Source organism: Ochrobactrum sp. Marseille-Q0166, from assembly GCF_014397025.1.
In the GTDB taxonomy this organism is placed as follows: Bacteria; Pseudomonadota; Alphaproteobacteria; order Rhizobiales; family Rhizobiaceae; genus Brucella.
In genome coordinates this window covers 814963-829163 of sequence record NZ_JACJUO010000002.1, presented here as the reverse complement: position 1 = coordinate 829163, position 14201 = coordinate 814963, and the positions used below count along the sequence as shown (strand labels likewise).

Sequence of the window (14201 nt, the reverse complement as noted above, 5' to 3'; positions counted from 1 at the left end):
ATCAGGCAGCCTCAAGCTCCGGCATTATAGGCCGTTGACTTGATGCTGCTTCCTGCTTGATGGCGGTTTCGTGGATCCACTGCTTGAGGACTGCAGCAACACGCTCTTCATCCATCTCGATCATCTGTTCGAGGCGCAACTTGGCAGGCATACGCATACGTTGACGCAAATCGCTAAGGCTGGTCTTCATCTGATCGGCATAGGCTTCTGGTCCGCCGATCACTGCCTTGGCACCCTCACCGGCGATGGCCTGCTGTGTATCACCAACAAAGTTTGGCACAGCGACATCACCCGTTTCACGCAGCGCAACTTCTGTTCCGGATGGCTTCGTGTTCTGATCGCGGAGCAAAGGACGGACACCAAACCAGATCAGGAGCGCAACAGCGGCAAGAATTGCCAGCGCATTGACGTAGGAACCGCTCTGACGCATCAGTTGCTCGGACCACGGCGTCGAAACTGGCTCCATATCTGCGCCTGCAGGGCTGAGGAAATTGACAGCCGTTACATTGATCACATCACCACGATCGGCATTAAGACCGGCGGCAGTTGCAACGAGGTCGCGGATTTTCAGGATCTGCTGATCGACGAAATCGGCAGGTGGTGGCGTGGTGCCGGCCGTTTCAAGCAGACGCGCCTGATCGATGACGACCGCAATCGACAGACGCTTGACGGTGTAGCCATCGCTGACTGTGGACACCGTCTTGGTGTTCATTTCATAATTCGTCAGTTCTTCGCGACGATCAGTCTTTTCAGACGAGCTTTCGCCGTTGCGGTTTTGAATTTCTTCCTGCGGAATGTTCTGCTCAACGCCGGTGGCATTGTCGTTACGTGCGTTGCGGGAGTCTCCACTTTCACGCACGACACGAACAGAACGTTCAACACGCGATTCAGGATCGAATTGCGTTTCATTGGTTTGACGGCGGTCGGTATCAAGCGTTGCCTGAACACTGCTCTGGAAGTGACCAACACCGAGATATGGAGCAAGCGCCTTGCGGATGCTCTCATCCACGTTGCCAGCCACCTGCTGTTCAAGCGACGCGGTCAGAAGAGCAGCACCATTCGCAGCCTCTCCCGCAGATGCGAGCAGACGACCATTGGTATCGAGAACCGTAACGGACGAGGCATCAAGCGATGGCACAGCGGCAGCAACCAGCTGGCGGATCGACTGCGCGGATTCAGCGGCAAAGCCGCCTTCAGCGCGGATCACAACCGAGGCGGACGGCTTCTGGTCACCACGACGGAACGAGCCTTTTTCGGCCATGACGATGTGAACACGCGCCGCTTTTACGCCACGAATAGCCTGAATGGTACGCGCGATCTCGCCTTCAAGTGCGCGAACATGCGTGATTTCCTGCATGAACGATGTGAGGCCAAGCGAGCCCATATTGTCGAAAAGCTCGTAACCGGCGTTGTTTGACGTCGGCAGGCCCTTTTCAGCCAGATACATACGCGCCTGTTCGGCCTTGCCGACAGGAACAAGGATCGATGAACCGTCAGACTTCACGTCGAAAGCAATGCCAGCTTCACCGAGCGCCAGCCCCATACGATTCACGTCATCGCGCGAAAGGCCGACATAAAGCGTCTCATAGGAGGGGCGGCTCAGATAGACGCTCGTATAAAGAATAGCGCCCATCAGTGCAGCTCCGACAAGTCCGAGCGCTATAAGTTTTCGCGCGCCAAGCTTGCCGAGCGTTCCCTTAAGCTGTTCGAGTAATTGCTGGAAATTCTGCTGCATCGATACCACCGCCATCCTGATGCGAACAAAATAGATCGCGAAGCTTGCGCGAAAGTGTCGGCTTGAATGAGGAGGTGATTTTTTAGAAAAGAAGAAGGGCGCGGAATGAATTCCACGCCCCTCAAAGTATCAACTGTATCAGCTAAGTGATTAGCCGCGGAACAGCGACAGGATCGACTGGCTCGAAGAGTTAGCGATCGAGAGAGCCTGAACGCCCAGCTGCTGCTGAACCTGCAGAGCCGACAGACGAGCCGATTCCTTGTTCATGTCGGCGTCAACGAGCGTACCAACGCCCTTTTCAACCGAGTCGCTGAGCTTGGAAATGAAGCTCTTCTGGGTGTCGATACGTGCCTTTGCAGCACCGAGCGAAGCTGCACCGGTGGTGAGCTTGTCCAGAGCGGTTTCAACCGATTCCAGAGCAGTCTTGATTGCAGCGTCGTCAAGCTTTGCAGTCGATGGATCGAAGAAAGCAGTGGCGACCAGATCACCAGCGATACCGCCGGTGCCTGCAGCGTCAGCAAAAACCTGTACGTCAGCAGCAGCAACGTCAACGGTGTCGATCGTTACAGTGGTGCCGGTACGGTTGTACGATGCAACAACCTTAAGGTCCGAAGTTGCAGCTGCGTCGTTCACGAGCAGGTTCGAACCAGCGTAGTTCGCGTTGCTGGCAGACGACTTGATCTGCGACTGGATTGCTTTGAGTTCGGTCGCGACCTTCTTCTGGTCTTCCTGGCTGGCGCCCTGAGCGCTAACCAGAAGCGACTTCATCTTGTCAACCTGGTCCTTGATGTCGTTGATTGCAGTGTATGCAGTGTCAACCTTGCCGGCGCCGAGGCCTAGAGCGTCCTGAACAGCCGAGTTGGCCTTGTTGTCGGACTTCATCGAGGTTGCGATCGACCAGTAAGATGCATTGTCAGCAGCTTCACCGATGCGCAGGCCGGTCGAAATACGGTTCTGCGTGGTTTCCAGCGACTTGTTGGTCGAGGAAAGGGTCTGAAGAGCGGTAAGAGCTGAAGAGTTTGTAAGAATGCTAGACATTGAATTGCCCCTTGGGAAAACAAACTGAGGGACAGGCCGGATTGAATATTACCGGCATAGGAGAGCGGCATCATGCCTGTCACCACGAAACGCGTGGGACCCCACTATGAGGCCTAGCACTATATCCCAAGTGTTAAGAATATATTAATGAACCGCCGTTTTGGATGCTGCCACCTCATCGGGATGCGTTGAGCGGTCCAGTTTACATTGAAACGTCAGAACCACTCTAACTCCATTTTTGCTCATTATCCCTCGCAAAACCGCTTCCCGCTTTTACTGGAAATGCTTGGCAATCAATTGATTTGGCACGGCTGGACTTAGGAGAATGATCGTATCAGGCTTCCAACAAGAATATTCCAGCCATCGATCAGCACGAAGAACAGTATCTTGAACGGCAGCGATATCACCGTCGGCGGCAACATCATCATGCCCATCGACATGGTCAGTGTTGCGACCACAAGATCAATCACCAGAAACGGCAGAACAATCAGGAATCCGATTTCAAAGCCACGTCGCAATTCAGAAATCATGAAGGCCGGAACCAGCACGCGGAAATCAACGATGCCGTCTTCACCCGTGCGAAATGCCGGATCTGCGAGGTCTTCAAACAGACGCAAATCCTTGTCGCGCACTTCGCGCATCATAAATTCGCGAAACGGGTTCGAAATTTCGCGAAATGCGACGTCCTGCGTGATCTCGTTGCGCATCAACGGCTGCACGCCATTGTTCCAGGCACGATCAAACACCGGTGCCATGACATAGAAAGTCATGAACAAAGCCAGGGAGATCATCACCATGCTTGCGGGAGCCGTCTGAAGCCCAAGACCCGAACGCAAAAGCGAGAAAGCAATGGCAAATCGCGTGAAGCTTGTGACCATGATCAGCAGGCCGGGCGCGACCGACAGAACCGTCAGAAGTCCAAACAGCTGAACGATCTGCCCGCTTGCCGCACCACTTCCTGCTGGAAGAAGATTATCCAGCGACAAGGCTTGTGCATGAGCCGCAGAAATAAAGGCCAGCGTCAGCAAGCCAGTCAGGGCGAGAATTTTCTTCATTCTACTACCAGCGTCGAAATGAAAACGCGGTCGACCGCGCCTTCCGAACGCATCCGCGCACGCTCTTCAAGATCGGCACGCAGATAAGCCAAGCCAGCAGCGCCCTGCAATTGCATGAGATTGACGCTACGCAGGAAACTCATGAAATCATCGCCAACACTTGCAGCAACTGCGGGCGGAATTTCACGGCCCGGCTTTGCGACAAGCGCTGCTTCAAGCCTGACCCATGTGGTCTGCGGAATGCCAAGATTGGTTACAATTGGCTGCAAAGGGATGACTGCGCCAATGGAGCGCGATTCAAAATCACCCTGTTTTGGCTTGTCTTCCTTCGTCGTGGATTTAACTGCGGCTTGCTGGTCAGCGGAGATAACGCCACCCAGATACCATCCGCCACCGCCAGCGATTGCGGTCAGAACTGCAACAGCGCCCAACAGACCCGCGATAGAGCCTTTTGCCTTGCCGTCCTTATCGATTGCCGTATCGCTCATACCTGCTCAACTTCAGAACGGAGAAATCTGATCGAGAATCTGCTGGCCGTAAGGCGGCTGCTGAATTTCGCTCAGTCGACCGCGTCCACCGTAAGAAATACGCGCCTCGGCGATTTTGTCATAGGAGATGGTGTTATAACCTGAAATATCGCGCGGCCGAACGACACCAACAACGTTTAAAACACGCAGCTCATTGTTAACACGGACTTCCTGCGAGCCTTTGATAATTAAGTTTCCGTTGGGCAGCGTGTCCGTAACAATGGCAGCGATCTGAAGGCGAATATCTTCGCTGCGTTCGATTGTACCCTTGCCTTTCGACGCACTATTGGAACGGGTGTTGACGGAAGCATCCATAGAGCCGCCGCCAAACGAGCCAGAAAGGCTGCTGGTATCAAAAGACGCTCCGCCGCCGTAAAGCCCTTTCGACACGCGTTCACGATCCGTCTTATTATCCATGTTCGCACGGTCATTAATCGAGATTATGACTGTCAGAACATCGCCCGGCTCCTGTGCACGCGGATCTTTGAAGAAATTGGTCGAACGCTGATTCCAAAGCGAATAGGATGCCTTGCTTGGGCGGACAGGATAGCCGCTATATTGCGGATTGTTCTGGACACCGAGATTGGCGGCGACAGGTGAAAGATCTGGCGTGCGGCCAATTTCTTCCGGCTTCGTGGCACAGCCAGCTAAAAGTGTCAGGGTTATTACTACAAAGAGCGCTTTGTTCATGCTTTTCGTCATTGCACAGATTTTCCGGTTTCCGCCTGCGCGCGCTGCTCCCTAATGGGCGGCAGAGTTGCGGTCGTACGCTGCGAGCCAACAATGACCCGTGCAAGCTTGGCTGCCTTTTCGGGTGGCATTTCATTGAGAATGATGCTCGAAACACGCGGATTGAGCTTGAGTATCAAAGCTGCCGCCGCTTCATCGCCGATCAGCGTCATCTGTGCCGCAGCTGCATCAGGCTTCATTTTGGAGATGATATCGACAAGTGAATCCTGCGCCTTGTTCACGAACTCGTCGCGGCGCTTCAGCCACATCTCATATTCTTTGCGCTTGGCTTCCAGTGCGCGCATACGCTCTTCAACGTCAGCCTTGAGATCAGTAAGTTGCTTGGCCTGTAAAGAATAGCGAGCATCAGCGGCCTGATCGTCGATATTTCCGCAGAATTTGCGAATTTCATCAAGGTTGCCGATTGGCGCAGAAGTTGCCAACTGCTGTGTAGCCGCCGAAGGTGTCGTACCGGGTGGCAACGGCAGTGGTTGTTGTGCAAAACACGGGGGGGCTGTGATCAACAGGCTGGAAACGAACAGACCAAAACGTATGATAATTTCATTCATGGTCACTGCACCACCAATTCCGCATGAAGAGCACCAGACGTTTTAATAGCCTGCAAGATCGCAATAATTCCGTTGGGCTTTACACCCATTTGGTTGAGGCCTTTGACCAAGTTTTCCAGATTTGCGCCTGTAAGAATACCAATCTTGGCATCTGCCTGATTAACCGCAATTTCGGTATTGGGCTCTACTTCGGTTTCGCCATAACTGAACGGATTGGGTTGGACGACCATCGGCGTCTCAGTAACCCTAACGGTCAAACTGCCATGACTGATCGCAACTTTTGAAATTCGTACTTTGTCGCCAATGACGACCGTGCCAGTGCGTTCGTCCACGACGACGCGCGCAACTTCATCCGTCGTGATGGGCAAACCTTCCAGCTCTGCAAGGAAGCGAGCGGCAGGCACGTTCTTCGGACGCTGAAGCCGAATGGTCTTCGCATCACGCGCAACAGCGACGCCACGCCCATAACGGCGCTTGGCATAAACGTTGATTGTATCGGCAGCACGTACAGCCGTTGTGAAGTCCGGTTCGCGAAGTTCCACGACCATTTCAACTTCTTTTCCAAAGGATCCTGGCACCTCACGCTCAACCAGCGCACCATTAGGGATTCTTCCGGATGTAGGTACACCCTGCACAACGCTTGCTGCCTGACCTTCTGCGGAGAAGCCAGATACAATCATATTGCCTTGCGCTACAGCATAGACCTCCCCGTCGGCACCCTGTAGGGGTGTCATAACCAGCGTCCCCCCCTGCAAAGATGTAGCATCGCCTATCGAAGAAACCGTCACATCGATCCGCGATCCTGCACCAGCGAACGGAACCATATTTGCTGTAACAATAACTGCTGCCGTATTCTTTGCCCGTGTGGAGTTACGCGGTGCGTTAATGCCAAGATTTTCAAGCATGGCGCGCATAGACTGTTCAGTAAAAGGCGAGTTTCTCAGACTATCCCCAGTCCCATTAAGCCCTATAACCAGACCATAACCAACCAGTTGATTTTCGCGAACGCCCTGGATTGTTGCTATATCTTTCAGGCGTGCGACTGCACTCCCGCGACCAAGCTCTGCATAGGTCATTTTTGATGGGTCTCCGCCTGAACCCAACCAATCCGCATCAGCATTCACAGCAGAACCGAACTCGCGTACATTCTTGGAAGGTTCATCTGCGAAGCCAGAGACAGGCTGCATCGCAATGGCCAGAAGGGCAATCAGGGCTGCGCGTGCTTTTCTCACTGCATCCCCACCTGAATACGGCCATCGGCAAGCACGGTGCCTGAAACGATAACGCCACTGTCGATATTGCGGATTTTGATAAAGTCGCCAGCGGCACCCGATTCAAGCGGTGTGCCCATAGCCGTGATCACAAGCGCACCAGACGTGAAAAACAACGGAGCCGGCACACCTCGCTTGACCAGCGATGGCTCGCCAAGCGCAGATACGAGAATCGGCTTGCCGGGAAGCAGCGTCTTGCGTGCCACCTTGCCTGCTGCCTGATCCTGCGACAGCACATACTGGCTTGCAGCCGGTGCGCTGATGAAGAACTGCTTTTCCAGAAGTGCTGTATCGCTCACGATCTGACCGGGATAAACGGTTGCGGAAGGCACGACAAAAGCGATGCGGTCGGCAGCGCTTACGCCTGTGGTCGCAGACCCCATTCCTGCGGACAGCAGAAGGCCGGCAGCGACTGCCAGCCTTGTTTTGCGGAAAATTGCTTTCGCATAACTCATCGTCATCACCGTTGGAGCACATCCCGAAAAGTGGGAAACGGTTTTCGGGCCAAGATGTGCGTAGAAATAAAAGAAAGCATTTCTAATGCTTTAGCGCATATTTTTCGATACAGTCGCGGCCATTTCATCAGCTGCCTGAATGACCTTGGAGTTCATTTCATAGGCACGCTGTGCCGTAATCAGATCAGTGATTTCCTTCACCGGATCTACGTTTGATGCTTCGAGATAACCCTGCTTTATCGCGCCATAGCCCGGATCACCCGGGACGCCGACCAGCGGACCACCAGAGGCTTCCGTTTCACGATAGAGATTTCCGCCCAGTGGCTCGAGACCCGCTTCGTTGGTGAAGTTGGCGAGCGTCAACTGGCCGAGATCGACCTGATTGACCTGATCCTGTAATTTCGCAAAAACCTGCCCTGTCTCTGTAATTGTCACCTCGATAGCGTCAGGCGGGACAGTGATCGCAGGCTCAACCGGATTGCCATCAAGCGTTACCAGCTGGCCATCGGCATTCTTGTTGAATGCGCCAGCGCGCGTGTAAAGCGTTTCGCCCGTTGGGCTCTGGATCTGGAACCAGCCGCGACCCGTCAGCGCCACGTCATAGGGATTGCCGGTTTGATTGAAGCTGCCCTGAATATGGAGATTGCGCACTGCCGCTGTCTGAACACCAAGTCCGACCAGCGCGCCTTCTGGAACGATTGCCTGATTGGCCTGATTGGGCACACCTGCGGTCCGTTCCGATTGATAGAGAAGATCGGAAAACTCGGCGCGGGCACGCTTGAAGCCTGTCGTATTGATATTGGCGATGTTGTTGGCAATCACTTCCAGATTGAGCTGCTGGGCGTTCATACCGGTTGCGGCAATCGTCAGGGCTTTCATAGCGGGTCCTTATTCAGTGAGAGCACTCAGACCGGCATACGGCTGATTTCGAGATAGGCCTGCACGATCTTGTCGCGGATCGCGATTGCCGTCTGAAGCGACTGCTCGGCCTCCATGACGGAACTGACCACATCACGCAGCGGCGCATCGCCTTTGATGCCCTGGATCGAGTTGGCTTCCGCTGCCTGCAGCTTCTGACCGACAGAATCCGTCATCTGCGACAGCACTTCCCCGAAGGAAGCGCCGGGCGTCGTAGGAATAGCCTGCGGAGCCGAGGTCGAGCCAACGCTCTTTTCAGCAACCGTTTCAGAAAGACGCGACAGGGCGTTGCGCGCCGAAACACTCATGATTGAGTCGTACATTATGTGCTCCTCAGGAGATCGATGGTCATTGAAATCAGCTCGCGGGCTTGTTTGACGACCTGCAAATTGGCTTCATAAGAACGGTTGGCTTCACGCATGTCCGCCATTTCGACGACCATATTGACGTTTGGATATTTCACATAGCCACGCGCATCCGCTGCCGGATGGCTTGGGTCATATTGTTCGATAAAGGCCGACGTATCCTTGCCAACTTCTGCAACCCTCACTTCGGCAGCGCCCGTACCCTGCTCCACTTCCGTGCGAAAGGATACAGTCTTGCGGCGGTAAGGATCGGCATCGGCAGTCTTGGCCGTCGCCTGCGCATTGGCGAGGTTTTCAGAAACGATGCGTAAACGGGTCGACTGAGCCGAAAGCCCCGACGCTGCAATCTTGAGGGTATTTTGCAAGGCATCCGACATGGCTTACCCTTTCGCCACAGACAGCATCATGCGGTGAAACGCTTTGACGATGCTGGTGTTGAGCGAATACTCACGCGAGATCTCGCCCGCCTTCATCATTTCCCGCTCGACATCGACCGTATTGCCCGAATGGGTCTGCTCGGTGATATCTTCCGGGCGCAGCCGGGCGCCTGCGATGCCATTCGCCTCGACTTCCAGATGCTGCGGGTTTGTCGCAGCCATGGTGAGCTGGGTCTTGTCCAGCACATCAGCAAAGGGCTGAACGTCGCGCGCCCGGAAATCCGGCGTATTCGCATTGGCGACATTGCCCGCAACGGTGGCCTGTCGTACCGACAACCACTGCGCCTGCCTTGCAGCCAAATCGAAAAGATGAATGGAGCTCATTGAGTATCCCGCCTTTATAGTTCGTTAACCTAAAGGCCGGAACTTGCGTCAAGCTTGCGTGGACCAAGGTTTAACAAAAGCAGAGCATTCCAACATGCGGATAACGCTCATAAAATATATTTAAATCAGATACTTATATTAGTAGTGATTTTGATTCCGAAAAATGAACAAAACTGTTTGCAAGCCGGACTGACACAAGCTTCAAAAAGGCCGGCTCATAGCCTCATCTACGCATTTCAATCACATCGCCGGATGATGTCGTCAGCTTCCACGTACCGGCCTGATTGCCGCGACCGATAGAAACCAGATGGCTGCCGTCGGGCAGGAGCGATCCCTTTTCGACGAACCAATAGCCCGACGTATCTTCGATCATCGCCATACCGCCGACCACTTCGCGCAATGCGAATACCGGCTTTGGCAATGCCTGCCCCTCGCCGCCTTCACCGCCATTACCCGCGCCTGTTCCCGGCAAGCCTTTGCCGTTCGACATGACCGAACCAGTCGTGGTGGCGTCGATATCCTCACTCGGGGCGACCTGATCATTCGGGCGGAAGGACGGAAAGTGACGCACAGTCTTCTGCTCGGAGCGGTCCAGCGGATCAACAATTTTGCTGTCGGCCTTCTTATCCGGGCTCAGATCGACACGTTGCAAATAGGTGACGAAGGGAAGCATTGCACAGCCAACAGCAAGTGTGATTGCTGCAATCTTGAGATAGCGATCAACCTGACTTTGCGGCTTTTTGGTTTCGCTCACAGTCGCAGCTTCCACCTCTGCTGCCAGATCAGCGAGAATGGCCTCTTCCATGGTTTTGCGCGAACCCGTCTTCATGTTCTTCATACCTGTTTTTCCCCGCGCAGTGCCGCGGCAAGATCGTGATAGGGGTCAGCCGACAGTCCTGTCTCGGGCGACTGCTGCAGCGCATCATAAATGCGCGGAACAAAATCGACAGCCTGATCCAGCAATCCGTCATTGCCCTTCTGATAGGCGCCAATCGCACGCAGATCGCGCGTCTCTTCAAAATGGGCAACCATACTGCGCAGCTGAGTGGCAAGTTTGCGCTGTTCTGGCGTCCAGTTATGTTTTGCCAGACGTGAAACCGATGCAGGAATATCGACTGCCGGAAAACGTCCCTGAGCCGCAATTGCGCGATCAAGAACAATATGCCCATCGAGCGTACCGCGAATGGTATCGGAGACTGGATCATTGTGATCGTCGCCATCCACCAGCACCGAATAAATACCCGTGATACTGCCACCCGCCTCGGTTATGCCGGGGCCGGCGCGCTCAAGCAAACGCGGTAACTGACTGAACACGCTTGGCGGATAACCCCGCGATACCGGTGGCTCTTCCGCAGCAATAGCCACCTCGCGCGCAGCATGGGCAAAGCGTGTGACAGAATCCACAATCAGCAGGACATTCTGTCCAAGATCGCGGAAATATTCGGCAATCGCGGTTGCTGTATTGGGAGCAAGGCGGCGCATCATGGGGCTTTCGTCGCCCGTCGCAACCACCGTTACCGTTTTATCGAGATGCCCCGCCATGGTCTCTTCGAGCATCTCGCGCACTTCGCGACCGCGTTCACCGGTCAGCGCCAGAACGACGGTATCGAAATCGGCAGCGCGGGTCATCATGGCGAGCAAGGTGGATTTGCCAACACCTGAGCCTGCAAAAATGCCGATACGTTGCCCAAAACAAAGCGGCGTGAAAATATCGATTACATTGACACCGGTCCGCAATCCGCGATCCACGCGTGCGCGTCGCAAGGCGGCTGGTGCAAGGTTTTCCGATGCCATGGGGCGCAAACCGGGTTGCAGTGCGCCTTTTCCATCCACCGCCTCGCCCAATGCATTGATGACCCGACCACGCCATTCTGGCGCAGGTCGAATGCGAAGCGGCCCTTCTTCAAAAACAGCGGCGCCAAGTGATGGAATTATGCGATCATCAAAAGGCTTCACGAGCACCTGATGATCAGCCACACGAATGATCTCGGCTAGGCTCTGACCACTGTCGGCACGGATAGCCACCGCATCACCCAAACGCGCATTGCGTGACAGACCCCGTACCGCAATCGCCGAACGCGACACATCGCTCACCGTACCGCCAATACCCGTCAGAGACTTTGGCGCTATCGATTGTTGGCGTGCAAAGGCGGCGAGCCGCGCGAGCGGTAAATCAGGCGTCATCCGTTTTTGGAGCCCAGCGTCCTGATGGCTTCAGCCACCGTGCTTTCCTGTTGTGAAAGCAGATTATTGACCTGCTCAAAAGCCCGGCTGATGCTGATCAGACGGGTCATTTCCGTCATGCCATCAACATTGGAACCTTCGATCATCCCCTGCACAACGCCGACACTCATATCGTCAACGACAGCCTGTGCAGGCTTGCTTGGCACGACACCGGAATTGCCTGCATAGCTGAGATCAGCATCTGCCGGGATCGAGAACAGGCCAATCGCACCGATCTGTGCGCCGTTCTGGTAGACCGCACCGTCACTGGAAATCTTCGGCGCACCGCCATCCGGATTGAGAACGATAGGCGCACCGCCCACATCCAGAACCGAATTGCCTGTGACAGACACAAGTTCGCCGGTCGGCATCATCTTCATACGGCCGTCGCGGGTATAGACAACACCCTGCGGGGTGCTGACCGACATCCAGGCATCGCCTTTAACGGCGACATCAAAAGGATTGCCGGTTTCCAGCATTGAGCCTGCTTCTGTGCGAATATAGCTCTTGCCTGCCGTCGCGAAGTTTACGTCTTCGCTGGCCTTGTTCGAGACGATTGTATTGAATTTCGTGCCTTCGCCGCGAAAGCCCGGCGTCGAAATATTTGCCACATTATGCGCAATGGCATCCATCCGCCGTTCAAGTGTGACGAGGGAAGACAGGCCTACATAGATGGAATTATTCTGCATCGATCAGCGTCCGCCCGGCTTGAAGTTCTGCAAAGTGGTCAGAATGCTCGACGATATGCCGACCGATGACGTGCCACCGAGCAACAGCGAGGCGATTGATGCCGGGCTGCTCGTGGTTGGATTGTTCATTTCGTACATGGCTGTGAAGCGCGAGATCATCTTCGATACATAGTCAGGGTCTGACATTTTCGAGAAATCGACCTTGGCCTCGATCATCTTGGCCTGCTTGTCGATGTCGGCATTTGACATCACCGAGGGCCAGCCAAATGTTGTCTGCATAACGGTCAGCAAAGCCTTATCACCAAGGATTTCGTATGCATTGGTAATGGTGGATGCTTTGCGCTCGAAATAGAGCGCCAGTCGGACACCCTCGTTCTGGCTGCCGGCCTCGGTCTCCAGTGTCTGACGGATATATTTATCCATCACACCTTGCTGGGCAGCCGTGCTTTCGGTGGCTTTTTCACCTTTGCCTGCAAAATCGAATGTCGTTGCAAATTCTTTATACCGCTTGTCGGTCAGCTTGTTCGCCATGGCGTCATCATCTTTGACGCCTTCGGTCAGTATCTTGCGAACGAAAGCCTTGGCATAGGCCATGTCTTCCAGGCCGAATGCCTTCATGGCGTAGTTATAAAGCCGGGTATCAGACATGAAATCATCAATGGATTTCACCTTGCCGATAGTCTCTTTGTAATAGGCGGTTTCTCGCTCGACCAGCGGTTCCTTCGAAACGCGCTGCAACGACCGCGTCATATCGGACGCGATCAGCCGATAACTCATCATCGTGTTGACCATCAGGAACCCCTTTGTCGCAGTTAGCTCCTTATGAATTAACAAGCTTGCCCGAAGCTGATTAACTCCCCTTAACTTAAAAAATTCTACAGAAAGCCAACGATGCAGCATATTCTGTAGATATTCGAACGTTGCTAAGTATTAAATGTATTCAAAATTTATATTTTAAAATTCATTCAAAAGTAATTAAATTCAAATGATATAAAGGAAACCATATAATGCCATTAAATCGTATCAGTGATTCAACTATTTCGATAGCAAAACAATTTGATTTCAAAAAAGAGAATCTAGAAATAGAGAGAAAAAATAAGAAAAATTACGTATTTATAACAAATTCTCAGGATATAAATAACAAGTTAAATTTAATAAATAAAAATTCTAACAGCTCTAATTTAATAGCAAGGTATGGACGTGAAGCTCATACATCCATGATAAATTTTATTAATTCATCTTCCGAGAAAAGATTAAATGAAATCACGCGAAGCGAATACAATAAAAACGATCTCATCGACTACCTGTCTAGAAAGGCAAAAAAGGGAAACGAGCATAGTGATATGTTTAAAAAGGTACTGCAGCTCTTTGATCTCAAAGCTCACAGTCTGAAAAGCGCTCCAAATAGGGAGCATGACAAAGATGGGATACAGATTAAAACTAATCTGCTCACCTCAGCTACAGGTGCTATTTCAACGGCAGCGGGATTTGTAGTAAGAAGCGGGCTAGAAGCGATCGGTTGCAACTCTACGCTTGCTATTACCGGCGGCACCGTAGCTGGGGGAGCAGCGAACAACTTATCGAAAATGGCAATCGACTGTTGGAGCGGCAATAAAGATCATGTCAATTCCCTCGCCAACGACAAGAATTCAGAAATATACGAACGCATACAGAGCCTGGCAAAGACCGTTTGGAAGGGATCAAACTGCTAACAGAAAAACTCGGAGATAAAGCCGACTTTAAATTCATACTGCCTGAAATCCCGAAGAGCCATACAGTTATTCAAATGGAATGATTTCAAAAAACAAATTACATCGACTCTTGAACGCGTCGATCAGGATTTATCGCCTGCAAGCCTCGCGCAAG

17 protein-coding genes are annotated in these 14201 nt (G+C 53.1%); 1 reads left to right on the top strand and 16 read right to left on the bottom strand.

Annotation, left to right across the window (positions count from 1 at the left end):
• Position 1: 1 nt before the first annotated feature.
• The 16 genes from fliF to H5024_RS15020 all read right to left on the bottom strand — a co-directional run bounded on the left by fliF (position 2) and on the right by H5024_RS15020 (position 13127).
• Positions 2–1750 (bottom strand): flagellar basal-body MS-ring/collar protein FliF, encoded by a 1749-nt coding sequence (fliF, locus tag H5024_RS15095; RefSeq protein WP_187547981.1) that lies wholly within the window; start codon positions 1748–1750, stop codon positions 2–4.
• Between the two features lie 135 nt (positions 1751–1885).
• Complete coding sequence (locus tag H5024_RS15090; protein ID WP_007877048.1) at positions 1886–2773, bottom strand: flagellin; 888 nt, start codon at positions 2771–2773, stop codon at positions 1886–1888.
• A gap of 317 nt (positions 2774–3090) precedes the next feature.
• Positions 3091–3828, bottom strand: a complete 738-nt coding sequence (gene fliP / locus H5024_RS15085) for a flagellar type III secretion system pore protein FliP (protein ID WP_187547980.1) — start codon at positions 3826–3828, stop codon at positions 3091–3093.
• Positions 3825–4316, bottom strand: coding sequence for a flagellar basal body-associated FliL family protein (locus H5024_RS15080; RefSeq protein ID WP_187547979.1), 492 nt, complete (start codon positions 4314–4316; stop codon positions 3825–3827). Before H5024_RS15080 ends, fliP begins: the two co-directional genes overlap by 4 nt.
• Before the next feature lie 12 nt (positions 4317–4328).
• Positions 4329–5057 carry a flagellar basal body L-ring protein FlgH gene (gene flgH, locus H5024_RS15075; protein WP_187547978.1) on the bottom strand — a complete coding sequence of 243 codons (729 nt, stop codon included), beginning with the start codon at positions 5055–5057 and terminating at the stop codon, positions 4329–4331.
• Positions 5054–5659, bottom strand: coding sequence for a MotE family protein (locus tag H5024_RS15070; protein WP_187547977.1), 606 nt, complete (start codon positions 5657–5659; stop codon positions 5054–5056). The genes flgH and H5024_RS15070 overlap by 4 nt, the downstream gene beginning before the upstream one ends.
• Positions 5656–6840 (bottom strand): flagellar basal body P-ring protein FlgI, encoded by a 1185-nt coding sequence (locus H5024_RS15065; RefSeq protein ID WP_210309741.1) that lies wholly within the window; start codon positions 6838–6840, stop codon positions 5656–5658. Before H5024_RS15065 ends, H5024_RS15070 begins: the two co-directional genes overlap by 4 nt.
• A 41-nt stretch (positions 6841–6881) precedes the next feature.
• On the bottom strand, positions 6882–7379 hold the full coding sequence (gene flgA / locus H5024_RS15060; protein WP_187547975.1) for a flagellar basal body P-ring formation chaperone FlgA: 498 nt from the start codon (positions 7377–7379) through the stop codon (positions 6882–6884).
• A gap of 90 nt (positions 7380–7469) precedes the next feature.
• Positions 7470–8258 (bottom strand): flagellar basal-body rod protein FlgG, encoded by a 789-nt coding sequence (gene flgG / locus H5024_RS15055; protein ID WP_187547974.1) that lies wholly within the window; start codon positions 8256–8258, stop codon positions 7470–7472.
• Positions 8259–8284: 26 nt separating this feature from the next.
• Positions 8285–8620, bottom strand: coding sequence for a flagellar hook-basal body complex protein FliE (locus H5024_RS15050; protein ID WP_007877059.1), 336 nt, complete (start codon positions 8618–8620; stop codon positions 8285–8287).
• Positions 8620–9039, bottom strand: coding sequence for a flagellar basal body rod protein FlgC (gene flgC / locus H5024_RS15045; protein WP_007877060.1), 420 nt, complete (start codon positions 9037–9039; stop codon positions 8620–8622). Before flgC ends, H5024_RS15050 begins: the two co-directional genes overlap by 1 nt.
• Before the next feature lie 3 nt (positions 9040–9042).
• Entirely contained in the window at positions 9043–9423 is a 381-nt protein-coding gene (gene flgB / locus H5024_RS15040; protein ID WP_187547973.1) for a flagellar basal body rod protein FlgB, read from the bottom strand.
• 223 nt (positions 9424–9646) lie between these two features.
• Positions 9647–10252, bottom strand: coding sequence for a hypothetical protein (locus H5024_RS15035; RefSeq protein ID WP_187548641.1), 606 nt, complete (start codon positions 10250–10252; stop codon positions 9647–9649).
• A 5-nt stretch (positions 10253–10257) separates the two neighbouring features.
• Positions 10258–11607, bottom strand: coding sequence for a flagellar protein export ATPase FliI (fliI, locus tag H5024_RS15030; protein ID WP_187547972.1), 1350 nt, complete (start codon positions 11605–11607; stop codon positions 10258–10260).
• Entirely contained in the window at positions 11604–12335 is a 732-nt protein-coding gene (gene flgF / locus H5024_RS15025; RefSeq protein ID WP_187547971.1) for a flagellar basal-body rod protein FlgF, read from the bottom strand. The genes fliI and flgF overlap by 4 nt, the downstream gene beginning before the upstream one ends.
• A gap of 3 nt (positions 12336–12338) precedes the next feature.
• A complete protein-coding gene (locus H5024_RS15020; RefSeq protein WP_187547970.1) occupies positions 12339–13127 on the bottom strand; it encodes a DUF1217 domain-containing protein in 789 nt (262 codons plus the stop codon).
• A 215-nt stretch (positions 13128–13342) separates the two neighbouring features.
• Here H5024_RS15020 and H5024_RS15015 point away from each other — a divergent pair, with 215 nt between their 5' ends.
• Positions 13343–14047, top strand: a complete 705-nt coding sequence (locus tag H5024_RS15015) for a hypothetical protein (RefSeq protein ID WP_187547969.1) — start codon at positions 13343–13345, stop codon at positions 14045–14047.
• Positions 14048–14201: the final 154 nt, after the last annotated feature.